Raw genomic sequence first — 25,584 nt, 5'->3', positions numbered from 1 at the left:
TTAGACATGCATGCTTGAACTGTTAAACTTAATGTAATTGAGTAAGTTGTTAGCCACAAAATGCTTTATATTGATAAACAATGTAAGTTTGCGCTTGTCTTTAAATGAAAACTAATTGAATGAATTAATTGGAGGACTATAAATGTTAAACAATGAGTATAAGAATTCTGCTTTGAAAATATTTTCTTTAAAAGGTAACGAACCTTTAGCCCAAGAAGTAGCAGATCATGTTGGAATTGAACTAGGAAAATGTTCCGTAAAACGTTTCAGCGATGGAGAAATTCAAATCAATATAGAGGAAAGTATTCGTGGTTGTGATGTATTTATTATTCAACCAACGTCGAACCCTGTAAATTTACACTTAATGGAATTATTAATTATGGTTGATGCTTGTAGACGTGCATCAGCAGCTAATATTAATATAGTTGTTCCATATTATGGTTATGCGCGTCAAGACAGAAAGGCACGTAGTCGTGAACCAATCACAGCTAAACTTGTAGCAAACTTAATCGAAACTGCAGGCGCAGATCGTATGATAGCGTTAGATTTACACGCACCTCAAATCCAAGGTTTCTTCGATATGCCAATTGACCACTTAATGGGTGTGCCAATCTTAGCAGAATACTTCAAGAATGAGTCAGGTATTGATCTTGAAGAGTGTGTTGTAGTCTCTCCAGACCACGGTGGCGTAACAAGAGCGCGTAAACTTGCAGATATACTTAAATCACCGATTGCTATTATTGATAAACGTCGTCCAAAACCAAATGTTGCAGAAGTGATGAACATTGTTGGTGAAATAGAAGGACGTACGGCTATTATTATTGATGATATCATTGATACAGCAGGAACAATCACATTGGCTGCACAAGCACTAAAAGATAAAGGTGCTAAAGATGTATATGCTTGTTGTACACATCCTGTATTATCAGGTCCAGCTAAAGAGCGTATCGAAAATTCAGCAATCAAAGAACTAATCGTAACAAATTCAATTCAATTAGATGAAACACGTAAACCAAGCAATACGAAAGAGTTATCTGTAGCTGGTTTATTAGCACAAGCAATTATCCGTGTTTATGAACGCGAATCTGTTAGTGTGCTATTTGACTAATATATTAGATAAATGTATAATGGTTTCGTTCGTGAATTCACGAGCAAAATAAACACTTGCAAGCAACATTATGTTGATGGGCAAGTGAGGGGCTCATATTAGAGCAAAACGAAAGGTGGAAAATGAATATGACTGCATTAAAGTCAATTATTCGTCAAGGTAAACAAACACGTTCAGACCTTAAAACACTAAGAAATACTGGTAAAGTACCTGCAATCGTTTACGGTTATGGTACAAAAAATACTTCTGTTAAAGTAGACGAAGTAGAATTTATTAAAGTTATCCGTGAAGTTGGACGTAACGGTGTTATCGAATTAGGCGTAGGTTCTAAAACAATTAAAGTAATGGTTTCAGACTACCAATTCGACCCACTTAAAAACCAAATCACTCACATTGACTTCTTAGCAATCAATATGACTGAAGAACGTACTGTTGAAGTACCTGTTCACTTAATTGGTGAAGCAGCAGGTGCTAAAGAAGGCGGCGTGGTTGAACAACCATTATTCAATCTTGAAGTTACAGCTACTCCAGACAATATTCCTGAAGCAATCGAAGTTGAAATCAGTGAATTAGAAATCGGCGGTACTATTTCAGTTGAAGATATTAAAGTATCAGGCGACTTTACTATCGAAAACGAAGCTACTGATTCAGTAGTTACAGTAGTAGCTCCGACTGAAGAACCAACTGAAGAAGAAATCGAAGCAATGGAAGGCGAAGCACAAACTGAAGAGCCAGAAGTTGTAGGCGAAGATAAAGAAGACGAAGAAAAATAATATGCTTCACGCTTCATTGTCAACATAAGTTGATGATACCAACATTGTAATATCTTATAAAAAGCACCGTGCTTAATACGTTAAGCAGGTGCTTTTTTATGTTATTATAGTGAATGATATGAAAAAATAATTTTTAATTGTTTATTAATTCAAATACATGAAAATGATATATATATAGTTAAGTGATAACAACAATTGGAGGTAACATAATGAAATGTATTGTAGGCCTAGGCAATATAGGTAAACGTTTTGAACAAACAAAACATAATATTGGTTTTGAAGTTATAGACTACATGTTAGACCAAAATCAATTCTCATTAGATAAACAAAAATTTAAAGGTGCCTATACGATTGAACGCATCGGTGGAGAAAAAGTCATGTTTATTGAACCATTAACAATGATGAATTTGTCGGGCGAAGCGGTAGGTCCGTTAATGAAATATTATGATATAGCTATAGATGATTTAGTTGTTTTATATGATGATTTAGATTTACCACAAGGGGAGATTCGCCTAAGACAAAAAGGCAGTGCTGGCGGCCATAATGGTATCAAATCAATGATTCAAGTACTAGGTACAGACCAATTCAAACGTATTAGAATCGGTGTAGATAGACCGTCAAATGGTATGTCAATTGTCGATTATGTGTTACAAAAATTTTCAAAACAGGAAATGCAAATAATGAATAAAGTAATAGAACATTCTGCACGTGCAGTTGAGGCTTATATAGAAAGTTCTCGCTTTGATCGTGTGATGAATGAATATAATGGTGAAGTCAAGTGAAATCAATAATTACTCAATATATAAATGAAGACAAACGATACCAAGAATTAAACGACGTATTTGGTAAAGAAAATGTACTAGTAACTGGCTTATCTGGAGCAGCTAAATCAACAATTATAGCCGAAAAATATTTGCACAGTACTAAACAATTATTAGTTGTTACAAATAATTTATATCAAGCAGATAAATTGGAAAGTGATTTGTTGCAATTTGTAGATGCAGACGAAGTCTACAAATATCCAATGCAAGATATCATGACAGAAGAATTCTCAACACAAAGCCCTCAATTTATGAGTGAGCGTGTACGTACACTAACGTCACTTGCTCAAGAAAAGAGAGGGTTATTTATCGTACCATTAAATGGTTTGAAAAAATGGCTCACTCCAGTTGAAATGTGGAAATCTCATCAGTTAACACTATTTGTAGGTGACGATATTGAAATTGATGAATTTTTAAATAAATTAGTAAATATGGGCTACCGTAGGGAAAGCGTAGTGTCACATATAGGTGAATTTTCATTACGCGGGGGCATTGTTGATATTTACCCGTTAATTGGGAAGCCAGTAAGAATTGAACTATTCGATACTGAAGTGGATTCGATTCGTGATTTTGATGTGGAGACACAAAGATCAAAAGAGAACATCGAAGAAGTCAATATTACGACAGCAAGTGATTATATTATCACCGACGATGTGCTTAAACATACAAAATTAAAATTAAAAGAGGCTTACGAAAATACACGCCCAAAAATTGAAAAATCAGCACGTAATGATTTAAAAGAAACTTACGAAAGTTTCGAACTTTTTGAATCAACGATGTTTGATCATCAAGTACTGCGTCGACTTGTGTCGTTTATGTATGAACAACCAGCGACTATTATGGATTATTTTAAAGATGACGCTATTGTTGCAGTTGATGAACATAATAGAATTAAAGAAACTGAGCAAACACTTATTACTGAAGTTGATGAATTTATGCAAAACCTGATAGAAAGTGGTAAAGGATTTATTGATCAAAACTTCTTACAATATGATGGGTTTGAAGCGTTATTGAAACATTATCCAGTGACGTATTTCACATTATTCACGGCGACAATGCCTGTTCAACTCAACGAAATTATCAAGTTTTCATGTAAGCCAGTACAGCAATTTTATGGTCAATACGATATTATGCGTTCAGAATTTCAGCGCTTCATCCAAAATGATTATACTGTCGTTGTTCTTGCTGAAACTGAAGTGAGAAAAGAACGTATTCAATCAATGCTTAATGAAATGCATATCCCAACATTTATCGATACGCCAAGTCAACGAAACGATGGGGGCAATGCGATCATTACAGAGGGTAGTTTATCAGAAGGATTTGAGCTGCCCTATATGCAACTTGTCGTCGTGACGGAACGCGAACTATTCAAATCTAAACAAAAGAAAAAACCAAAACAACAAAAGACACTAACAAACGCTGAAAAAATTAAATCATACCAAGATTTAAAAGTAGGAGATTATGTCGTACATGTGCACCATGGTGTCGGTAGATATTTAGGTGTTGAAACACTTGAAGTCGGTGGCGTACATAAAGATTATATTAAACTTCAATATAAAGGGACAGACCAATTGTTTGTACCAGTTGATCAGATGGATCAAGTTCAAAAATATGTAGCGTCAGAGGATAAGACTCCTAGGTTAAATAAACTTGGTGGTACAGAATGGAAAAAAACAAAAGCTAAAGTACAACAAAGTGTTGAAGACATGGCTGATGAGTTAATTGATCTATATAAAGAACGTGAAATGTCTGTAGGTTATAAATATGGTCCAGATACGGCAGAACAAAACGAATTTGAAATAGATTTCCCTTACGAACTTACGCCTGACCAAGGTAAATCAATCGAAGAAATTAAGCAGGATATGGAAATTGAACGTCCAATGGATCGATTGCTATGTGGTGATGTTGGTTATGGTAAGACAGAAGTTGCAGTACGTGCAGCGTTTAAAGCTGTTATGGAAGGAAAGCAGGTTGCCTTCTTAGTTCCAACGACAATTTTAGCTCAACAACATTATGAAACATTAATTGAGCGTATGCAGGACTTTCCAATCGAAGTTCAACTCATTAGTCGCTTTAGAAGTACAAAAGAAGTTAAAGAAACAAAAGAAAAATTAAAATCAGGCTTCGTTGATATCGTCGTAGGTACGCATAAACTATTAAGTAAAGATATTCATTATAAAGATTTAGGCTTATTAATTGTGGATGAAGAACAACGATTTGGTGTACGTCATAAAGAAAGAATCAAATCATTGAAAACGAATGTGGACGTTTTAACACTGACAGCAACGCCTATCCCACGTACATTACACATGAGTATGTTGGGCGTTCGTGATTTATCAGTGATTGAAACACCACCAGAAAATCGTTTTCCAGTACAAACTTACGTATTAGAACAGAATACGAATTTTATTAAAGAAGCACTAGAAAGAGAATTATCTAGAGAAGGACAAGTCTTTTATTTATATAATAAAGTGCAATCTATTTATGAAAAACGAGAGCAATTACAAATGTTAATGCCAGAAGCGAATATTGGTGTTGCACATGGACAGATGAAAGAAGGAGACTTAGAAGAAACAATGCTAAGTTTTATTAATCATGAATACGACATTCTCGTAACGACTACAATCATTGAAACGGGAGTTGATGTTCCAAATGCCAACACACTTATTATCGAAGATGCGGATCGTTTCGGACTCAGCCAGTTATACCAATTGAGAGGTCGTGTTGGACGTTCAAGCCGTATTGGCTATGCTTATTTCTTACACCCTACAAATAAAGTATTGTCAGAAACAGCTGAAGACCGTTTGCAAGCAATTAAGGAATTTACTGAGTTAGGCTCAGGCTTTAAAATTGCTATGCGTGATTTAAATATTCGAGGCGCAGGTAATCTCTTGGGTAAACAACAACACGGATTTATTGATTCTGTTGGATTCGACCTTTATTCACAAATGTTAGAAGAAGCAGTGAATGAAAAACGTGGTGTTAAAGATGAGAAACAAGATGCACCTGAAATTGAAATTGAACTCAATATTGATGCTTATTTACCTGCTGAATATATTCCAAATGAACAGTCTAAAATAGAAATCTATAAAAAATTACGTAAGATTGAAACTGAAGCACAACTCATGGATGTTAAAGATGAATTAATTGATCGTTTCAATGATTACCCAATAGAAGTAGAAAGACTGTTGGATATGATGGAGATAAAAGTTCATGCTTTAAATGCTGGAGTGGCACTTATTAAAGATGTAGGCAAAAATGTAGAAGTTTATCTGTCTGAAAAGGGAACGACAGATATAAATGGAGAAACGTTATTTAAACAAACGCAACCATTAGGCCGTGCAATGAAAGTTGGCGTTCAAGATGGTAAAATGAAAGTGACTTTAAATAAAGTAAGTAACTGGTTAGATAGTTTGAAATTCTTAGCGAAATGTCTAGAAGAAAGTATGGTTATATCAGATGAAATCTAAGGACGATAAGAATACGGCCTTCAACGGCGTAGTTGTTCTTACAATTGCACTTGTTATTGTTAAAATATTAAGCGCAATTTATCGTGTCCCGTATCAAAATATACTTGGAGACGAAGGGTTATATGCTTATCAACAAATATATCCGATTGTTGCTTTAGGTGTTATTTTAACAATGAATGCAATTCCAAGTGCTGTCACTCAAACGTTTGGCACACATGGAGAATCAAGACAATACACTAAAGTATTGCTTAGGTTACAACTCATTAGTACTGCATTTTTCTTGGTTGTTTTTATAGGTGCTAAGTGGGTGGCACTCCTAATGGGTGACACTAACCTCACACCAATGTTAAGAGCAGCAAGTTTTAGTTTCTTGTTTGTTGGTATATTAGGAGTGTATAGAGGCTACTACCAAGCGCATCAACATATGACTGTTCCAGCGATATCACAAGTTATAGAGCAAGTGATACGTGTTGTAATTATCATCATTGCTATTGTATTATTTATGACACAACAATGGTCTGTTTACACTGCTGGTACAGTAGCTATTATCGGTTCAGCAGTAGGTTTTTTAGCATCTAGTATATTCCTAATGCAAGGCAAGCCTTTTAAGCTCAAGCAAGCGAAGAAACCAAATGACAAGACAATAGTAGAGTGGAAAAAGTTATCAATGGCTATTATTATCTTTGCTGTAAGTCAGCTTATTGTCATCGTTTGGCAAGTGATAGATAGCTTTACGGTTATACATGCACTTCAGAATTCAGGCTTAAATTTTCAAGAAGCAACCACACAAAAAGGTATCTTTGATCGTGGTGCTTCATTTATACAAATGGGTTTAATTGTGACGACGACATTTTGTTTTGTGCTTATACCGATGCTTACCGATGCGATTAAAGCACGCAACAACATTCTGATTAATAGATATGCGAATGCCTCTATCAAGATTACAGTGATGTTTAGTGTGGCAGCTGGTATTGGATTAATTAATTTACTGCCGGTCATGAATAGTGTGTTTTTTAAAAACGATAGTCTGACTGGTACATTATCTCTCTATATGCTTACAGTTATATGCGTTTCGCTCATAATGATGGACATTGCTTTATTACAAGTGAAAAACCAAGTGCGTCCTGTGCTATTTGCATTTATCACTGGGGTGGTCAGTAAAATAATTCTCAATGTGATGTTAATACCACAATTATTAATGCTAGGTGGCAGTATCAGTACCGTTATTTCACTTATTATATTTACGCTCGTTCTACATTATCACGTACTAAAACACTATAAATTCCAGATGATGAAAAAATTCGTGATTAAATTGGGTGCTACGATGGTGATGCTATCAGTGGCTGTTCAACTAGGAATGTGGCTCGTACCTACACAAAGTAGAATCACAGGTTTGATTGAATTAGTCGTCGCAGCAATTATTGGCGTATTAGTAATTATTTTCGCTATTGTACGTATGCATTTATTGAGTTATAGAGAATTAAAACATTTACCATTGGGCGATAAACTTTATCATATGAAAAGAGGGAAACATTAATGTCAGGTAAAATAACAATTGTTGGCTTAGGTAACTACGGTATTGATGATTTACCTTTAGGTATCTACAAATTTCTTAAAAAACAAACAATGGTTTACACGCGTACATTGGATCATCCTGTAATTAAAGAATTAACTGCAGAAAATATACAATTCAAAAGTTTTGATAGTGAATACGAGGCACAAGCATCATTCGAGGGCGTCTATGAACGTATTGTGTCGCAACTCATTGAAGCGGCCCATAGTGATGATGTCATTTATACAGTGCCTGGACATCCACGTGTAGCTGAAACGACAACTGTGAAATTAGAAGCTCATGCGCAAGAACATAATGATCTTCAGGTTGAAGTTTTGGGAGGCAAAAGCTTTATCGATGATATATTTGAAGCGGTGAAGATAGACCCTAACGACGGGTTCACATTACTCGATGCGACAGCTATAAAAAAAGAGCAGTTAAATATTCGTACCCATACGCTCATTACTCAAGTCTATAGTCCTATGACTGCAGGTGATTTAAAAGTGACATTGATGGAACGTTACCATGATGAGCAAACAGTGTTTATCGTCGATGGCGCACAAAATAATGCTGCAAATGTAATAGAAACACCGCTTTATGAATTAGACCATCATGCATCTATTTTCAGTAATTTGACAAGTGTATTCATTCCGAAAGTAGAAAAAGAAGAATCGTATTATAGTGATTTTTATTTTGCTGCGAGCATAATAGACCAGCTTGTTGATGACGAAACAGGCTGTCCTTGGGATAAAGTTCAAACACATCACACATTAAAACGTTATCTATTAGAAGAAACATTTGAATTGTTTGAAGCAATAGATAACGAAGACGATTGGCATATTATTGAAGAGTTGGGGGACATACTTTTACAAGTACTATTGCATACAAGTATTGGCAAAAAAGATGGATTCCTTGATATAAATGAAGTGGTTCAAAGTCTTTCAGAAAAAATGATACGTAGACATCCCCACATTTTTGGTGACGCCGAAGCGGAAAACGAAGAAGATTTAAAACAGATATGGTCAGAAGCAAAAGCAAAAGAAGGTAAAACGAAACGTGTTAAATTTGAAAAAGTATTTGCAGAGCATTTCTTGAAGTTGTATGATAAAACAAAAAATATGTCATTAGACGCAGATGCTTTAAGAAAAATTTTAGAGCAAGGAGGAAACAAATCATGAGATTAGATAAATATCTCAAAGTATCACGGTTAGTAAAACGTCGTACTTTAGCTAAAGAAATTAGTGATCAAGGACGTATTACTGTGAATGGTTCAGTAGCAAAAGCAGGCACTGACGTAAAAGTAACAGATGAACTTGTAATCCGATTTGGACAAAAAGTGATTACAATTGAAGTTACTGGTTTAAGTGAACATGCGACTAAGGAAAATGCGAAAGGTATGTATGAATTAGTCAAAGAAGAAAAGGTTAGTGGAGACTAGAAAAGGAGGTGACAAGCAATGAGTAAAAAAGTTGAGAACATAGGGAATACGTTCACTTCTGCTGAAAATAAAAAGAAACAACAGCAAAAAATGAGAAGACGAGTCGTACGAAAACGTATTACTTTATTTGGTGGCATATTACTTATCCTCATTATTATTTTAACTGTAATGCTTGTCACTCAAAAACAAAGTAATATAGACGACGCAGCTGAGCGTCAAGAAAAAGAACAACAATATCAAAAGCAACAAGATGAAGAACTTGCATTAAAAGAACAATTAAACAATCTTAATGATAAAAGTTATATAGAGAAAGTTGCGCGAGATGATTATTATTTGAGTAATGATGGAGAAGTGATTTTCAAGTTGCCTGGTGAGAAATCTGAAGAGAAATCTAAATCATCAAAAGATGATAAATAGTGAAATTTATCATTTAAGTAACAATACCATTGTTAATTTATGCAAACAGGCATATAATAGGGTTAAAATCGAAACAAATCGGGAGGATTTATTTACAATATGTCAATCGAAGTAGGAAACAAGCTTAAAGGTAAAGTCACTGGTATTAAAAAGTTTGGCGCTTTCGTCGAACTTCCTGAAGGAAAGAGTGGCTTAGTTCACATAAGTGAAGTTGCAGATAATTACGTGGAAAACGTAGAAGATCATTTATCTGTTGGAGATGTAGTTGAAGTTAAAGTGCTTTCAATTGCTGATGATGGTAAAATTAGTTTATCAATTAAAAAAGCAAAAGATCGTCCACGTAGACCTCAAAGTAAACCCAATTATAAAAAACCTCAACCAAAAGGTGAGGACTTTGAAAAGAAATTAACAGATTTCTTGAAAGATAGTGAAGATAAATTAACATCCATTAAACGTCAAACAGAATCTAGACGTGGTGGAAAAGGCGCGAAACGTTAATAAATATATATCATAAGACTGTTGAAATAGGAATTAATTTAACGACTTGAAAACAAAGTACAATAATTTTTCCAAAATTAAGTTTGATCGTAACAATCTAAGACTGTTTTCTTACTTGAGGAAACAGTCTCTTTTTTTTGTTGTATATAAGTCATAATATTACGAGCATTTGCATCGTTAAGGTAACATTATGGTCAAGGAGGTAGATAAGTTGAGAGTAAATACTGAAGGCTGGAATAAAAGTAATCACATTGTATTGGCAGTTTCTACAGGTGTGGATAGCATGGTGCTATTGCATCAATTGATTACGCATTTAGCTGATTCATATACTAAGTTGACTTGTCTACATGTAAATCACAATATTCGTCCTGCTGCAGCAGCAGAAGAACAATTTATTAAAGGGTATTGTGACAAGCATCAGATTCCATTGCATGTACAACATCTAGACTTGTCTGCTGTGATTGAAAAAGGTAATAGTATTGAAAGTGCAGCGAGAGCTGAACGTTATCATTGGTTTGATGATATGATGACCGAGTTAAAGGCAGATGTATTACTTACGGCACACCATCAAGATGACCAAATTGAAACGATATTTTATCGACTCATGACTGGACGCTCTACGAGAAGTAGCTTGGGTATGACATATCTTTCTTCAAGAGGTCACTATAATTTATGTAAACCCCTTTTAGAAGCCACGAAATCAGAAATACGTAACTATCAAACAAAACATAACGTTCCATATTATGAAGATGAATCAAATACAGAAAATCATTACGTCAGAAATGATATTCGTAATCGCATATTACCTGACATTGAAAGTAATAAACACTTATCTACAGAACAATTGCTAAAATTAAAAGACTGGCATGATGAACAATTAGAAGTTGTGCGAAACGAAGCTACAACATTCATCTCGGCATTCGTTGATTTTTGTAATGATGACAATGAAGTTACTTTTTCGAGAAAACAATTTTTAAATTTACGACATAGTGTCAAAATGGCAGTCTTGGATAAACTTTTTGCTGAATTACCATTAGATAAGTCGATTACTGAGAAAACTTACGATGAATGGTTTCAGCAACTTACTGAAAATGTAACACAATGCACATTATATGCGACACATGAATGGATAATTCACATCGCTTATGATAAATTTATAATAATGGCAAATTGTAAAGAAAAACTAGCTCCGACTAAGATTGATCAACCAGGTGCATACAACTATGGTCGCTATAGCATTGATATTACTAACGAATTTCCTACATTCGAGTATCCTATAGTTATCCGTACAAGAAAAGACGGCGACAAATTTGAACTGAATGGTATGAAAGGGCATAAAAAGATAAGTAGACTGCTTATTGATGAAAAGGTTATGCAAACTGAACGTAACCAAATGCCAGTTATAGTTAATGCATATAATGAGATTATTGCTGTTGGCACATTATATTTAAAAAATAGATACAATCAATCAATTTTTATACGAAATATGGGAGAGGAATGAAAACATGCGAGATGATTTAAAAGACATTTTATTGTCAGAGGAAGATATACATCAAATTTGTGAAGAGCTAGGTAAGAAAATAACAGAGGAATACAAAGGGAAGCCACTTGTTTGTATTGGGATATTAAAAGGGTCTGTTATGTTCATGGCAGATTTAATTAAATACATTGATACGCATTTAGCTATCGACTTTATGGATGTTTCTAGTTATCACGGAGGCACCGAGTCAACAGGAGAAGTAAAAATCTTGAAAGACTTAAGTGGATCTATTGAAAATAAAGATGTTTTAATTATTGAAGACATTCTAGAAACTGGTACTACATTAAAATCAATTACTGAATTACTTGAATCACGTCGTGTTAATTCACTTGAAATTGTTACGCTACTTGATAAACCAAACCGTCGTAAAGCAAACATTGAAGCAAAATACGTAGGTAAAAAGATACCTGACGAATTTGTAGTAGGCTATGGTTTAGATTACGCTGAACATTATAGAAATTTACCTTATATTGGTACATTGAAACCAGAAATCTATTCAAAATAAGCAGTACAATTTATTCGCGGAAAAAGTTGTTATATACTGTAAGTTACAGTCGAATTAAGTTAGTGAATGTGAAAAGTAGGGTTACACTTAAATCATTTGAAATTTAATACATAAACTTGAGGGTACGTGACAATATATAATATTCATTTAACTTTAAGCATAATAGAAAAATAAAACTAAAGGGTAAAACAATAAGAATTGTAAACATAACGCAAAAGTTGAAATAGTAGCCGAAAACTCGAGTGTTGTGTTACAATTTTTGTTAGTTTTATAATTGAAGTAGGAGGAAACGACGCATGCAGAAAGCCTTTCGTAACGTGCTAGTTATCGCAATCATTGGCGTTATTATTTTTGGCTTGTTTTCGTGGCTTAACGGAAATGGGAATATGCCAAAGCAGCTTACATATAATCAATTTGTTAAGCAGTTAGATAAAGGTGAGTTAAAATCACTTGAAATACAACCTGAACAAAACGTATATATGGTAAGTGGTAAAACAGATAAAGATGAAGAGTATTCTTCAACTATTTTATATAACAACGATAAAGAGCTAGAAAAAATAACTGATAAAGCACAAAGTCAAGACGGATTGAAATTTACAGTTAAAGAAGAAGAAAAGCAAAGTGTATTTGTAAGTATATTAACAACATTAATTCCTGTATTAATTATCGCACTTTTATTTATATTCTTCCTTAGCCAAGCCCAAGGTGGCGGCGGTGGCGGTGGTAATCGTATGATGAACTTTGGTAAATCCAAAGCGAAAACGTACGATAATCAACAAAAACGTGTACGCTTCACTGATGTAGCTGGTGCAGATGAAGAGAAACAAGAATTAATTGAAATAGTCGATTTCTTAAAAGACAATAAACAATTCAAACAAATGGGTTCTAGAATTCCTAAAGGTGTTCTTTTAGTTGGCCCTCCTGGTACAGGTAAAACATTATTAGCTCGTGCAGTTGCTGGTGAAGCCGGCACGCCGTTCTTCTCAATCAGTGGTTCAGACTTCGTTGAGATGTTTGTGGGTGTTGGTGCAAGTCGTGTACGTGACTTGTTCGAAAATGCTAAGAAAAACGCCCCTTGTATCATCTTTATTGATGAAATCGATGCAGTTGGTCGTCAACGTGGTGCCGGTGTAGGTGGTGGCCATGATGAGCGTGAGCAAACATTGAACCAATTACTAGTTGAAATGGATGGATTTGGTGATAATGAAGGTATCATTATGATAGCTGCTACAAACCGTCCAGACATTTTAGACCCAGCGTTATTACGTCCAGGTCGTTTCGACAGACAAATTCAAGTAGGTCGTCCGGATGTGAAAGGCCGTGAAGCAATTCTTCATGTTCATGCGAAAGACAAACCATTTGATGAAACAGTTGACTTAAAAGCAGTTTCAGAAAGAACACCTGGTTTCTCTGGCGCAGATTTAGAAAACTTATTAAACGAAGCATCATTAGTTGCTGTACGTGAAGGTAAGAAAAAAATCGATATGCGTGATATTGAAGAAGCGACAGACCGTGTTATCGCTGGTCCAGCTAAGAAATCTCGCGTAATCTCAGAAAAAGAACGTAATATTGTAGCGCACCATGAAGCTGGTCATACAATTATTGGTATGGTACTTGATGAAGCTGAAGTTGTTCACAAAGTTACAATCGTACCTCGTGGACAAGCTGGCGGTTATGCAATGATGTTACCTAAACAAGATCGCTTCTTAATGACAGAAAAAGAATTATTAGATAAAATCTGTGGTCTACTTGGTGGACGTGTATCTGAGGATATTACCTTTAATGAAGTGTCTACAGGTGCATCTAATGACTTTGAACGTGCGACACAAATTGCACGTCAAATGGTTACTGAATATGGTATGAGTGAAAAAATCGGAACGGTTCAATTCACAAATAGCAACAGTGGCCAAGTCTTCTTAGGAAAAGAAATGCAAGGCGACACTGAGTTTTCAGGACAAATTGCATACGAAATTGATAAAGAAGTGCAACGTATTATTAAAGAACAATACGAGCGTTGTAAGGCTATCTTGTTAGAGCATAAATCACAGTTAGATTTAATAGCTGAATCATTATTAACTGAAGAAACATTAGTTGCCGAACAAATCCAATCATTATTTAACGATGGTGTCCTACCAGAAGTAGATTATGATAGTGCCAAAGTTGTAGAACATAAAGATGATGACTTTGAAGAAGGAAAATACGGTAAATCTTACGAGGACGTTCGTAGAGAACAACTAGATTCAGATGATGAAACACAGGATAACGATAAAGAAAATGAACAACAAGACAACAATGACACTGAAGAAACAGGTCATGAACAAGCACCTAATATCGATAAACCTAGCAATCCGAACGATCCGAATGATCCAAGCAATAGAAATTAATAACTGAACTTAAAGCTTCTTTCTGCTATCATATTGATAGTAGAAAGAAGCTTTTTTAATAGCAAAATATAACAGAATAATTTATAAACAGATGTTTCGCAATTTCTACCTCGAACGATTACAATAAATTGCATTGATAAAAAGTGTAAAAACAATCTTAGAGTAAAGATAGAAAAACATTTTCAAAACTAGATGATATTAAAGGAGAAATAAACAAAATGACGAACGATTATATAGTTAAAGCATTAGCTTTTGGAGGACAAATTCGCGCTTATAGTGCGTTAACAACTGAAAGTGTTCAAGAAGCACAAACAAGACATTATACGTGGCCAACTGCTTCAGCAGCACTTGGACGTACGATGACAGCAACAGTGATGATGGGTGCAATGCTCAAAGGCAATCAAAAATTAACAGTTACAGTTGATGGAAAAGGCCCAATTGGTAAAATAATTGCTGACGCTGATGCTAAAGGGAATATAAGAGGGTATGTTACGAATCCTCAAACACATTTCCCTCTAAATAATGCTGGTAAATTAGATGTTAGCCGTGCAGTTGGTTCAGAAGGTGCATTGACAGTTGTAAAAGATATTGGAATGAAAGATTTCTTTTCTGGTTCTAGTGAACTCGTTTCTGGTGAACTAGGAGATGACTTCACTTATTACTTTGCTAAAAGTGAACAAGTACCATCGTCAGTAGGTTTAGGCGTATTAGTAAACCCTGACAATTCAATTAAAGCTGCAGGTGGCTTTATAATACAAGTTATGCCAGGTGCAGACGATGAAACAGTTGATAAACTCGAAGCTGCAATCAATCAAATGACACCAGTTTCGAAACTGATTGACCAAGGTTTAACGCCTGAAGAAATTCTTTTTGAAATACTAGGGGAAGAAAATGTACAACTATTAGAAAATCTTCCTACACAATTCGATTGTAATTGTGGGCATGAAAAATTCTTAACTGCTATTAAAGGTTTAGGCGAAGCTGAAATTCAAGATATGATTGATAAAGACCATGGTGCCGAAGTTGAATGCCATTTCTGTAGAAATAAATATAATTTTTCAGAAGATGAGTTACATGGATTAATAGAAAAAAGTAACTAAAAGGTTTAAACTAGGTGTTGAACTAGGCTATTGAACAAAAAAGTTGGTATATTAAATCTTCATAGTTGTATTTGCTGAAAAATCTGATAAAATATAAAGTATATCCGAGAGAAAAAGTAGGTTTTAAACTTTTTAATGAAAAGGAGCAATACTAAATGACAAATAAACCAGTAGATAATATCGTAAAAGCAATTGGCAATACACCTGTTGTTAAGTTAAACAACGTTGTGGGGGAAGATGCTGCAGACGTATATGTGAAACTTGAATATCAAAATCCAGGTGGCTCTGTGAAAGACCGTATTGCATTAGCAATGATTGAAGAAGCTGAACAAGCAGGTAAAATTAAACCAGGTGATACAATTGTTGAACCGACAAGTGGTAACACAGGAATTGGCTTAGCTTTTGTTTGTGCAGCTAAAGGTTATAAAGCAGTATTTACGATGCCTGAAACAATGAGTCAAGAACGTCGTAACTTGTTAAAAGCATACGGCGCAGAATTAGTATTAACACCTGGATCAGAAGCAATGAAAGGTGCAATCAAAAAAGCTAAAGAATTAAAAGAAGAATTCGGTTATTATGAGCCGCAACAATTCGAAAACCCAGCAAACCCTCGTGTACACGAATTAACAACTGGACCAGAATTAGTTGAACAATTTGAAGGCAAAACGATTGATTCATTCTTAGCTGGTGTAGGTACTGGTGGAACACTTAGTGGCGCGGGTAAAGTATTAAAAGAAAAATATCCAGACATTAATCTTGTAGCGATTGAACCAGAAGACTCAGCTATCTTAAGTGGCGGCGAACCAGGTCCACATAAATTACAAGGTTTAGGTGCAGGATTTGTACCAGATACTTTAGATACAAACATATACGATGAAATTATCAAAGTAGGTAATGAAGTTGCTATGGATATGTCACGTAGAGTTGCTAAAGAAGAAGGCATCTTAGGTGGTATTTCTTCAGGTGCTGCGATTGTTGCAGCGATTGAAAAAGCAAAATCATTAGGTAAAGGTAAAACAGTTGTTACTGTATTACCAAGTAATGGTGAGCGTTATCTTTCTACACCGTTATATTCATTTGATGACTAAATGATATATATTTAACAATTACCGGCCACATATTCATGTGAGTCGGTTTTTTGTGTATACATAAAGAAAACATAGTAAGCAAAGTATAAACAATACACTAGCATATGTGATTTCAAGTTTTGATTACTGAAAAAATTGAAAATTAACGTTATTATAGAATAGTAATTATAATACATAAGAGAAATCATTTATAAAGTGAAAGGAAGAAGAATAATTATGACGCATACAAAAATTATGGGCATATTAAATGTAACTCCTGACTCTTTTTCTGATGGTGGTAAATATAATACAGTTGAAAAAGCGATTAAGAGAGCAAAAGAAATGATGGACGAAGGTGTAGATATTATAGATGTTGGTGGGATATCTACCCGTCCAGGTTTTGAAGAGATAAGCGTTGAGGAAGAGTTGGAGCGTGTTGTCCCTGTTGTAAGTGCGTTGGCTGAATTAGATGTACAGCTATCTATAGATACCTATCGAAGTGAAGTGGCAGAAGCTGCAATGAAATTAGGTGCCACGATGATTAATGACCAATGGGCGGGACACTATGATGAACGTATTTTCAATGTAGTAGCGAAATACAATGGTGAGATTGTACTCATGCACAATGGCGATGGTCAAAGAACAGAACCGGTAGTGGATGAGATGTTGCTGTATTTATTAAAACAAGCAAATAAAGCGGAAATGGCAGGTATACCTCAACATAAAGTATGGATTGATCCAGGAATTGGCTTTGCCAAAACACGCGAAGAAGAAAAAGAAGTTATGTCACGTTTAGATGAACTGGTAGCTACAGGTTATCCTGTGCTATTAGCAACAAGTAGAAAAAGGTTCATAAAAGAAATGATAGGTACAGAAACAACGCCTACCGAACGCGATGAAAGTACGGCAGCTACTACTGCGTATGGTATAATGAAAGGCGTAAAAGCGGTAAGAGTTCATAATGTCGCGTTAAATGTTCGATTAGGACAAAGCATGGACTATTTAAAGGAGAATGACGATGAGCGACACAATATTTCTTAATGGTATGAGATTCTATAGTTATCATGGTGCGCTGCCAGCTGAAAATGATATTGGACAAATATTTATTGTCGATGTCACAATGAAAGTTGATTTGAGTATGGCTGGGCAATCTGATGAGGTTACAGATACAGTCCATTATGGTGAAGTTTTTGAAGAGGTAAAAGCAATCATGGAAGGCAAGCCTGTAAATTTATTAGAGCATCTAGCTGAACGTATTGCAAAACGTATAAATTCACACTATAATCGTGTAATGGAAACGAAAGTTAGAATCACTAAAGAAAATCCACCTATACCTGGCCATTATGATGGTGTAGGCGTTGAAATAGTGAGGGAGAATCTCTAATGGAATATGCTTATTTAGGATTAGGAAGTAATGTTGGAGAAAGAGCGTCACAACTTGATGAAGCAATCCGTATATTAGATAATACAGATGGCATTCAAGTAACGCAAAAATCCCCGATATATGAAACAGAGCCAGTAGGTTATGTCGACCAACCACAATTTTTAAATCAATGTATTGAAATTTATACATCCTTAACTCCACAAGATTTATTAAAAGAGTGTCTGCATACTGAACAGCAGTTACACCGAGTAAGAGATATACGTTGGGGCCCTAGAACTTTAGATGTTGATATTTTATTGTTTGGTAATCATATTATTGATGAAGAAGATTTGAGCGTTCCGCATCCACGTATGCTAGAGCGTGCATTTGTACTTATACCGTTAAATGATATAGCATCAGATTGTGTAGAACCTCATTCCAATAAAAAAATTGGAAGTATAGTAACGGCAGACGATTCAGTCAAAGAGTATAAAGGTTTATAGTTATAAAATATGTGGAAAACGGGAGTCGTATAGATATATAATAGAGTAATTCTTGCTCCTATGGCTAATGTAGATAACGTTACATTTAAGCGTACAGTTAAAAAAGAGTGTGGGCTTAATGTGTGCTGTATCTATATGGTAAGACTAGAAAAGCTTTGAAATAAACAGAACAACAAATGATAGATAACTATCAAACGTTCCAAGTGAAGATTGAAGCTAAAGAATAATAAAAATTAGAACAAGAAGCATAAAGGAGAGAAAGTAATGTCAGAAGAAATGAACGACCAAATGCAAGTCCGCCGTCAAAAATTACAAGAATTATACGATTTAGGTATCGATCCTTTTGGTCAAAAATTTGAACGTACTTCTACGGCTGCCCCATTGCATGAAGATTGGGACGCATATACAAAAGAAGAATTACATGACAAAGAAGATGAAAGCAACGTAAGTATCGCCGGTCGTCTAATGACTAAACGTGGAAAAGGTAAAGCTGGATTTGCTCATGTTCAAGATTTAACTGGTCAAATACAAATTTACGTAAGAAAAGACCAAGTAGGAGACGAACAATTTGAAGTTTGGAATTCTGCAGACTTAGGAGACATTGTAGGTATAGAAGGTGTAATGTTCAAAACGAATACAGGTGAATTGTCTGTTAAAGCTAAAACATTCACGTTGTTGACTAAAGCATTACGTCCATTACCTGATAAATTCCACGGTTTACAAGATATCGAACAGCGTTATCGTCAACGTTACCTTGACTTAATTACAAATCAAGATAGCACGCAAACATTTATTAACCGCAGTAAGATATTACAAGAAATGCGTAATTACTTAAATCAAAGAGGATTTTTAGAAGTAGAAACACCTATGATGCACCAAATTCCTGGTGGAGCTGCTGCGCGTCCTTTCGAAACACATCATAATGCTTTAGACGCAACATTATATATGCGAATTGCAATTGAATTACATTTGAAACGTTTAATCGTAGGTGGATTAGAAAAAGTTTATGAAATTGGACGTGTTTTCAGAAACGAAGGCGTATCAACAAGACATAATCCAGAATTCACTATGATTGAATTATATGAAGCGTATGCTGATTATCACGATATCATGGATATAACTGAGAATATGATTAGACATATTTCTGAAAAAGTACTTGGTACTGCTAAAGTAAACTACGGCGAAGAAATTATAGATTTAGAATCTGATTGGAAACGAGTTCATATGGCTGATGCTGTTAAAGAAGAAACAGGTGTGAACTTCTTCGAGGTGCAAACTGATGAAGAAGCTAAATCATTAGCTAAAGAACATGGCATTGAAATAACAGATAATATGAAATATGGTCATATCTTAAATGAGTTCTTTGAGCAAAAAGTTGAAGAAACATTAATTCAACCAACGTTTATTTATGGACACCCAATCGAAATCTCACCACTAGCTAAGAAAAATCCAGAGGACCCAAGATTTACGGATCGCTTTGAATTATTCATAGTAGGTAGAGAACACGGTAATGCATTTACAGAATTAAATGATCCTATTGATCAAAGAGCAAGATTTGAAGCGCAATTAGTAGAAAAAGAAGAAGGTAATGATGAAGCACACGAAATGGATGAAGATTTCATTGAAGCATTAGAGTACGGAATGCCTCCAACAGGTGGTTTAGGTATTGGTATTGATAGATTAGTAATGTTACTTACTGATTCTGCTTCTATCCGTGATGTATTGTTATTCCCTTATATGAAACAAAAATAGATTATTTAAAGCTTGGTTTAAACTAAGTAATAATTGATTTAATCATTTAAACTAGATCATATGTTACGATTTCACACTGGTGAGACGTAATATATGGTCTGTTTTTTGTTTTAATCTCTATAGAGATGCTAAAAATAAGAGAGAATAGAGGGTTTAAGTACTAAATAAATTAATTAAATTAGTAATAAGATACAATTAAGTATTATAATGCTATTAAAATATAATAATATACTAAAAAAGGTATGGTAAAGATAGATTCTATGTGATAAGATTATTCAAGTCGAGTTAAGGAAACGAAACAAGACATATATAAGCATTTAAAATATTTCTTTTTGAGAAATGTTCGAAAAGTATTGACATTAAAGTGAAAATGAATTAATATATAAAAGTCGTCAAAAACGACAAGCACTTTATACATAACTCAAGTAAAAGTCTTGTAAATAAATCTTTAAGATAGTGTAAAATTGACTATTGCAAAAGATTAACAAACAATGTATTATTAATTGAGTAAGTTAATTTGTCTGGTGGCAATAGCAAAGAGGTCACACCTGTTCCCATGCCGAACACAGTAGTTAAGCTCTTTAGCGCCGATGGTAGTCGGACTTACGTTCCGCAAGAGTAGGACGTTGCCAGGCTCTTTATTAAAAATTATGTGGAGAATTAGCTCAGCTGGGAGAGCATCTGCCTTACAAGCAGAGGGTCGGCGGTTCGAACCCGTCATTCTCCATCACTTCATGATAGCCGGCCTAGCTCAACTGGTAGAGCAACTGACTTGTAATCAGTAGGTTGGGGGTTCAAGTCCTCTGGCCGGCACCATTTCATGAGCCATTAGCTCAGTTGGTAGAGCATCTGACTTTTAATCAGAGGGTCAGTGGTTCGAGCCCACTATGGCTCATACAGTTTCATTTGCAGAAGTAGTTCAGCGGTAGAATACGACCTTGCCAAGGTCGGGGTCGCGGGTTCGAATCCCGTCTTCTGCTCCATTATTTTTGCCGGGGTGGCGGAACTGGCAGACGCACAGGACTTAAAATCCTGCGGTGAGAGATCACCGTACCGGTTCGATTCCGGTCCTCGGCACCATCATTTTTAATATAGCGCCCGTAGCTCAACTGGATAGAGTACTTGACTACGAATCAAGAGGTTACAGGTTCGACCCCTGTCGGGCGCACCATCTTTAAAAGTGTTAATCAATTAAATTATGTACGGGAAGTAGCTCAGCTTGGTAGAGCACTTGGTTTGGGACCAAGGGGTCGCAGGTTCGAATCCTGTCTTCCCGACTCTTTAAAATTTATATGGGGGCTTAGCTCAGATGGGAGAGCGCCTGCTTTGCACGCAGGAGGTCAGCGGTTCGATCCCGCTAGTCTCCACCATATTATTTAAATGAACATTGAAAACTGAATTGCAATATGTCAACGTTAATTCCGAACACAACATTAAATTGTTGGTTCAAACGTGTTAGAGATAACACACAAATTAGTATTTTATGAGCTAATCAAACATCATAATTCATTTATGGAGAGTTTGATCCTGGCTCAGGATGAACGCTGGCGGCGTGCCTAATACATGCAAGTCGAGCGAACGGATAAGGAGCTTGCTCCTTTGAAGTTAGCGGCGGACGGGTGAGTAACACGTGGGTAACCTACCTATAAGACTGGAATAACTTCGGGAAACCGGAGCTAATGCCGGATAACATTTGGAACCGCATGGTTCTAAAGTAAAAGATGGTTTTGCTATCACTTATAGATGGACCCGCGCCGTATTAGCTAGTTGGTAAGGTAACGGCTTACCAAGGCAACGATACGTAGCCGACCTGAGAGGGTGATCGGCCACACTGGAACTGAGACACGGTCCAGACTCCTACGGGAGGCAGCAGTAGGGAATCTTCCGCAATGGACGAAAGTCTGACGGAGCAACGCCGCGTGAGTGATGAAGGTTTTCGGATCGTAAAACTCTGTTATTAGGGAAGAACAAATGTGTAAGTAACTGTGCACATCTTGACGGTACCTAATCAGAAAGCCACGGCTAACTACGTGCCAGCAGCCGCGGTAATACGTAGGTGGCAAGCGTTATCCGGAATTATTGGGCGTAAAGCGCGCGTAGGCGGTTTCTTAAGTCTGATGTGAAAGCCCACGGCTCAACCGTGGAGGGTCATTGGAAACTGGGAAACTTGAGTACAGAAGAGGAAAGTGGAATTCCATGTGTAGCGGTGAAATGCGCAGAGATATGGAGGAACACCAGTGGCGAAGGCGACTTTCTGGTCTGTAACTGACGCTGATGTGCGAAAGCGTGGGGATCAAACAGGATTAGATACCCTGGTAGTCCACGCCGTAAACGATGAGTGCTAAGTGTTAGGGGGTTTCCGCCCCTTAGTGCTGCAGCTAACGCATTAAGCACTCCGCCTGGGGAGTACGACCGCAAGGTTGAAACTCAAAGGAATTGACGGGGACCCGCACAAGCGGTGGAGCATGTGGTTTAATTCGAAGCAACGCGAAGAACCTTACCAAATCTTGACATCCTTTGAAAACTCTAGAGATAGAGCCTTCCCCTTCGGGGGACAAAGTGACAGGTGGTGCATGGTTGTCGTCAGCTCGTGTCGTGAGATGTTGGGTTAAGTCCCGCAACGAGCGCAACCCTTAAACTTAGTTGCCAGCATTTAGTTGGGCACTCTAGGTTGACTGCCGGTGACAAACCGGAGGAAGGTGGGGATGACGTCAAATCATCATGCCCCTTATGATTTGGGCTACACACGTGCTACAATGGACAATACAAAGGGCAGCTAAACCGCGAGGTCATGCAAATCCCATAAAGTTGTTCTCAGTTCGGATTGTAGTCTGCAACTCGACTACATGAAGCTGGAATCGCTAGTAATCGTAGATCAGCATGCTACGGTGAATACGTTCCCGGGTCTTGTACACACCGCCCGTCACACCACGAGAGTTTGTAACACCCGAAGCCGGTGGAGTAACCATTTATGGAGCTAGCCGTCGAAGGTGGGACAAATGATTGGGGTGAAGTCGTAACAAGGTAGCCGTATCGGAAGGTGCGGCTGGATCACCTCCTTTCTAAGGATATATTCGGAACATCTTCCTTGAGAAGATGAAGAGGAATGACATTGACATATTGCATTCAGTTTTGAATGCTCATTACGAGTATTCATTGCGTTATTTTGTACATTGAAAACTAGATATGTAAGTAAAATTTATGATTTTACCAAGCAAAACCGAGTGAATTAGAGTTTTAAAAAGCTTGAATTCAAAAAAATAGAAATAATCGCTAGTGTTCGAAAGAACACTCACAGATTAATAACATTTTAGGTTTTCAACCGATTTTATCGTGTTGAAGGTCGAAAAGATTAAGTTATTAAGGGCGCACGGTGGATGCCTTGGCACTAGAAGCCTACGAAGGACGTTACTAACGACGATATGCTTTGGGGAGCTGTAAGTAAGCTTTGATCCAGAGATTTCCGAATGGGGAAACCCAACACGAGTTATGTCGTGTTATCGATATGTGAATACATAGCATATCTGAAGGCAGACGCGGGGAACTGAAACATCTTAGTACCCGCAGGAAGAGAAAGAAAAATCGATTCCCTGAGTAGCGGCGAGCGAAACGGGAAGAGCCCAAACCAACGAGCTTGCTTGTTGGGGTTGTAGGACACTCTATACGGAGTTACAAAAGAACAAATTAGACGAATCATCTGGAAAGATGAATCAAAGAAGGTAATAATCCTGTAGTCGAAAGTTTGTTCACTCTTGAGTGGATCCTGAGTACGACGGAACACGAGAAATTCCGTCGGAATCCGGGAGGACCATCTCCCAAGGCTAAATACTCTCTAGTGACCGATAGTGAACCAGTACCGTGAGGGAAAGGTGAAAAGTACCCCGGAAGGGGAGTGAAATAGAACTTGAAACCGTGTGCTTACAAGTAGTCAGAGCCCGTTAATGGGTGATGGCGTGCCTTTTGTAGAATGAACCGGCGAGTTACGATTTGATGCAAGGTTAAGCAGTTAATGTGGAGCCGTAGCGAAAGCGAGTCTGAATAGGGCGTTGAGTATTTGGTCGTAGACCCGAAACCAGGTGATCTACCCATGACCAGGCTGAAGTTCAGGTAACACTGAATGGAGGGCCGAACCGACTTACGTTGAAAAGTGAGCGGATGAGTTGTGGGTAGCGGAGAAATTCCAATCGAACCTGGAGATAGCTGGTTCTCTCCGAAATAGCTTTAGGGCTAGCCTTAAGTAATGATTATTGGAGGTAGAGCACTGTTTGGACGAGGGGCCCTTATCGGGTTACCGAATTCAGACAAACTCCGAATGCCAATCAATTTTATCTTAGGAGTTAGAACGCGGGTGATAAGGTCCGTGTTCGAAAGGGAAACAGCCCAGACCACCAGCTAAGGTCCCAAAATATATGTTAAGTGGAAAAGGATGTGGCGTTGCCCAGACAACTAGTATGTTGGCTTAGAAGCAGCCATCATTTAAAGAGTGCGTAATAGCTCACTAGTCGAGTGACACTGCGCCGAAAATGTACCGGGGCTAAACATATTACCGAAGCTGTGGATTGTCCGTAAGGACAGTGGTAGGAGAGCGTTCTAAGGGCGTTGAAGCATGATCGCAAGGACATGTGGAGCGCTTAGAAGTGAGAATGCCGGTGTGAGTAGCGAAAGACGGGTGAGAATCCCGTCCACCGATTGACTAAGGTTTCCAGAGGAAGGCTCGTCCGCTCTGGGTTAGTCGGGTCCTAAGCTGAGGCCGATAGGCGTAGGCGATGGATAACAGGTTGATATTCCTGTACCACCAAATTTCGTTTTAAGCGATGGGGGGACGCAGTAGGATAGGCGAAGCGTACTATTGGATTGTACGTCCAAGCAATGAGACTGAGTGTTAGGCAAATCCGGCACTCTTAAGGTCAAGTTGTGATGGGGAGAGGAAATTGTTTCCTCGAGTCGTTGATTTCACACTGCCAAGAAAAGCCTCTAGCTAGAATTTTGGTGCCCGTACCGCAAACCGACACAGGTAGTCAAGATGAGAATTCTAAGGTGAGCGAGCGAACTCTCGTTAAGGAACTCGGCAAAATGACCCCGTAACTTCGGGAGAAGGGGTGCTCTTTAGGGTTAACGCCCAGGAGAGCCGCAGTGAATAGGCCCAAGCGACTGTTTATCAAAAACACAGGTCTCTGCTAAACCGTAAGGTGATGTATAGGGGCTGACGCCTGCCCGGTGCTGGAAGGTTAAGAGGAGTGGTTAGCTTCGGCGAAGCTACGAATCGAAGCCCCAGTAAACGGCGGCCGTAACT

The 25,584-nt window shown here is 37.1% G+C and carries 18 protein-coding genes, 8 tRNA genes and 3 rRNA genes (1 of these 29 only partly in view); all 29 read left to right on the top strand.

All coding sequences use genetic code 11. The annotated features are described in order from the left end of the window. Positions 1–142 precede the first annotated feature (142 nt). Positions 143–1,108 carry a ribose-phosphate diphosphokinase gene (locus tag MHB47_RS11990; RefSeq protein ID WP_002508743.1) on the top strand — a complete coding sequence of 322 codons (966 nt, stop codon included), beginning with the start codon at positions 143–145 and terminating at the stop codon, positions 1,106–1,108. Positions 1,109–1,236: 128 nt separating this feature from the next. Next, positions 1,237–1,881, top strand: coding sequence for a 50S ribosomal protein L25/general stress protein Ctc (locus MHB47_RS11985; protein WP_340756879.1), 645 nt, complete (start codon positions 1,237–1,239; stop codon positions 1,879–1,881). Positions 1,882–2,090: 209 nt separating this feature from the next. Continuing rightward, positions 2,091–2,663 carry an aminoacyl-tRNA hydrolase gene (gene pth / locus MHB47_RS11980; protein ID WP_056935235.1) on the top strand — a complete coding sequence of 191 codons (573 nt, stop codon included), beginning with the start codon at positions 2,091–2,093 and terminating at the stop codon, positions 2,661–2,663. After that, positions 2,660–6,172, top strand: a complete 3,513-nt coding sequence (gene mfd / locus MHB47_RS11975; RefSeq protein WP_340756873.1) for a transcription-repair coupling factor — start codon at positions 2,660–2,662, stop codon at positions 6,170–6,172. The genes pth and mfd overlap by 4 nt, the downstream gene beginning before the upstream one ends. Next, the gene (locus MHB47_RS11970) at positions 6,162–7,709 is read left to right on the top strand and encodes a polysaccharide biosynthesis protein (RefSeq protein WP_340756871.1); all 1,548 of its coding nucleotides are present in this window, start codon (positions 6,162–6,164) and stop codon (positions 7,707–7,709) included. Before mfd ends, MHB47_RS11970 begins: the two co-directional genes overlap by 11 nt. Continuing rightward, the gene (locus tag MHB47_RS11965; RefSeq protein WP_340756870.1) at positions 7,709–8,902 is read left to right on the top strand and encodes a MazG nucleotide pyrophosphohydrolase domain-containing protein; all 1,194 of its coding nucleotides are present in this window, start codon (positions 7,709–7,711) and stop codon (positions 8,900–8,902) included. The genes MHB47_RS11970 and MHB47_RS11965 overlap by 1 nt, the downstream gene beginning before the upstream one ends. Next, the gene (locus tag MHB47_RS11960) at positions 8,899–9,162 is read left to right on the top strand and encodes an RNA-binding S4 domain-containing protein (protein ID WP_002508749.1); all 264 of its coding nucleotides are present in this window, start codon (positions 8,899–8,901) and stop codon (positions 9,160–9,162) included. The genes MHB47_RS11965 and MHB47_RS11960 overlap by 4 nt, the downstream gene beginning before the upstream one ends. Before the next feature lie 18 nt (positions 9,163–9,180). Further along, on the top strand, positions 9,181–9,579 hold the full coding sequence (locus MHB47_RS11955) for a septum formation initiator family protein (protein ID WP_340756869.1): 399 nt from the start codon (positions 9,181–9,183) through the stop codon (positions 9,577–9,579). Positions 9,580–9,678: 99 nt separating this feature from the next. Then, entirely contained in the window at positions 9,679–10,077 is a 399-nt protein-coding gene (locus MHB47_RS11950) for a S1 domain-containing RNA-binding protein (RefSeq protein ID WP_002508751.1), read from the top strand. 211 nt (positions 10,078–10,288) lie between these two features. After that, a complete protein-coding gene (gene tilS / locus MHB47_RS11945) occupies positions 10,289–11,578 on the top strand; it encodes a tRNA lysidine(34) synthetase TilS (RefSeq protein ID WP_340756866.1) in 1,290 nt (429 codons plus the stop codon). 4 nt (positions 11,579–11,582) lie between these two features. Beyond that, entirely contained in the window at positions 11,583–12,122 is a 540-nt protein-coding gene (gene hpt, locus MHB47_RS11940) for a hypoxanthine phosphoribosyltransferase (RefSeq protein ID WP_002508753.1), read from the top strand. 296 nt (positions 12,123–12,418) lie between these two features. Further along, entirely contained in the window at positions 12,419–14,506 is a 2,088-nt protein-coding gene (gene ftsH / locus MHB47_RS11935) for an ATP-dependent zinc metalloprotease FtsH (protein WP_340756864.1), read from the top strand. A 218-nt stretch (positions 14,507–14,724) separates the two neighbouring features. Beyond that, positions 14,725–15,606 (top strand): Hsp33 family molecular chaperone HslO, encoded by an 882-nt coding sequence (gene hslO, locus MHB47_RS11930; RefSeq protein WP_340756862.1) that lies wholly within the window; start codon positions 14,725–14,727, stop codon positions 15,604–15,606. A 155-nt stretch (positions 15,607–15,761) separates the two neighbouring features. Beyond that, positions 15,762–16,694: a cysteine synthase A gene (gene cysK, locus MHB47_RS11925; RefSeq protein WP_002512523.1), complete on the top strand. Its 933-nt coding sequence runs from the start codon at positions 15,762–15,764 to the stop codon at positions 16,692–16,694. Positions 16,695–16,910: 216 nt separating this feature from the next. Then, positions 16,911–17,714 carry a dihydropteroate synthase gene (folP, locus tag MHB47_RS11920; protein WP_002512522.1) on the top strand — a complete coding sequence of 268 codons (804 nt, stop codon included), beginning with the start codon at positions 16,911–16,913 and terminating at the stop codon, positions 17,712–17,714. Further along, complete coding sequence (gene folB / locus MHB47_RS11915) at positions 17,692–18,057, top strand: dihydroneopterin aldolase (protein WP_002508758.1); 366 nt, start codon at positions 17,692–17,694, stop codon at positions 18,055–18,057. Before folP ends, folB begins: the two co-directional genes overlap by 23 nt. Further along, entirely contained in the window at positions 18,057–18,539 is a 483-nt protein-coding gene (gene folK / locus MHB47_RS11910) for a 2-amino-4-hydroxy-6-hydroxymethyldihydropteridine diphosphokinase (protein ID WP_340756859.1), read from the top strand. The genes folB and folK overlap by 1 nt, the downstream gene beginning before the upstream one ends. Before the next feature lie 264 nt (positions 18,540–18,803). Further along, positions 18,804–20,291 (top strand): lysine--tRNA ligase, encoded by a 1,488-nt coding sequence (gene lysS / locus MHB47_RS11905; protein WP_340756857.1) that lies wholly within the window; start codon positions 18,804–18,806, stop codon positions 20,289–20,291. A gap of 520 nt (positions 20,292–20,811) precedes the next feature. Further along, positions 20,812–20,926 (top strand): 5S ribosomal RNA (gene rrf / locus MHB47_RS11900). A gap of 19 nt (positions 20,927–20,945) precedes the next feature. Next, positions 20,946–21,018, top strand: a tRNA-Val gene (locus MHB47_RS11895). Positions 21,019–21,031: 13 nt separating this feature from the next. After that, positions 21,032–21,107 (top strand) — tRNA-Thr (locus MHB47_RS11890). 6 nt (positions 21,108–21,113) lie between these two features. Further along, positions 21,114–21,186: transfer RNA gene (locus MHB47_RS11885), tRNA-Lys, on the top strand. Positions 21,187–21,199: 13 nt separating this feature from the next. Further along, positions 21,200–21,274, top strand: a tRNA-Gly gene (locus tag MHB47_RS11880). A gap of 8 nt (positions 21,275–21,282) precedes the next feature. Beyond that, a tRNA-Leu gene (locus MHB47_RS11875) sits at positions 21,283–21,371 on the top strand. Between the two features lie 14 nt (positions 21,372–21,385). After that, positions 21,386–21,462 (top strand) — tRNA-Arg (locus tag MHB47_RS11870). A 32-nt stretch (positions 21,463–21,494) separates the two neighbouring features. Beyond that, positions 21,495–21,568: transfer RNA gene (locus MHB47_RS11865), tRNA-Pro, on the top strand. A gap of 17 nt (positions 21,569–21,585) precedes the next feature. Then, positions 21,586–21,661: transfer RNA gene (locus MHB47_RS11860), tRNA-Ala, on the top strand. 139 nt (positions 21,662–21,800) lie between these two features. After that, positions 21,801–23,353 (top strand): 16S ribosomal RNA (locus MHB47_RS11855). 288 nt (positions 23,354–23,641) lie between these two features. Then, a 23S ribosomal RNA gene (locus tag MHB47_RS11850) occupies positions 23,642–25,584 on the top strand (it continues 981 nt past the right edge of the window). Together the 16S, 23S and 5S rRNA genes with 8 tRNA genes alongside form the textbook arrangement of a ribosomal RNA operon.

The sequence above is a fragment of the Staphylococcus sp. FSL K6-3157 genome, assembly GCF_038005145.1.
Lineage (GTDB): Bacteria > Bacillota > Bacilli > Staphylococcales > Staphylococcaceae > Staphylococcus > Staphylococcus equorum.
Note: the sequence above shows the minus strand (reverse complement) of the source record. Positions and strands in the feature narration are given on the sequence as shown.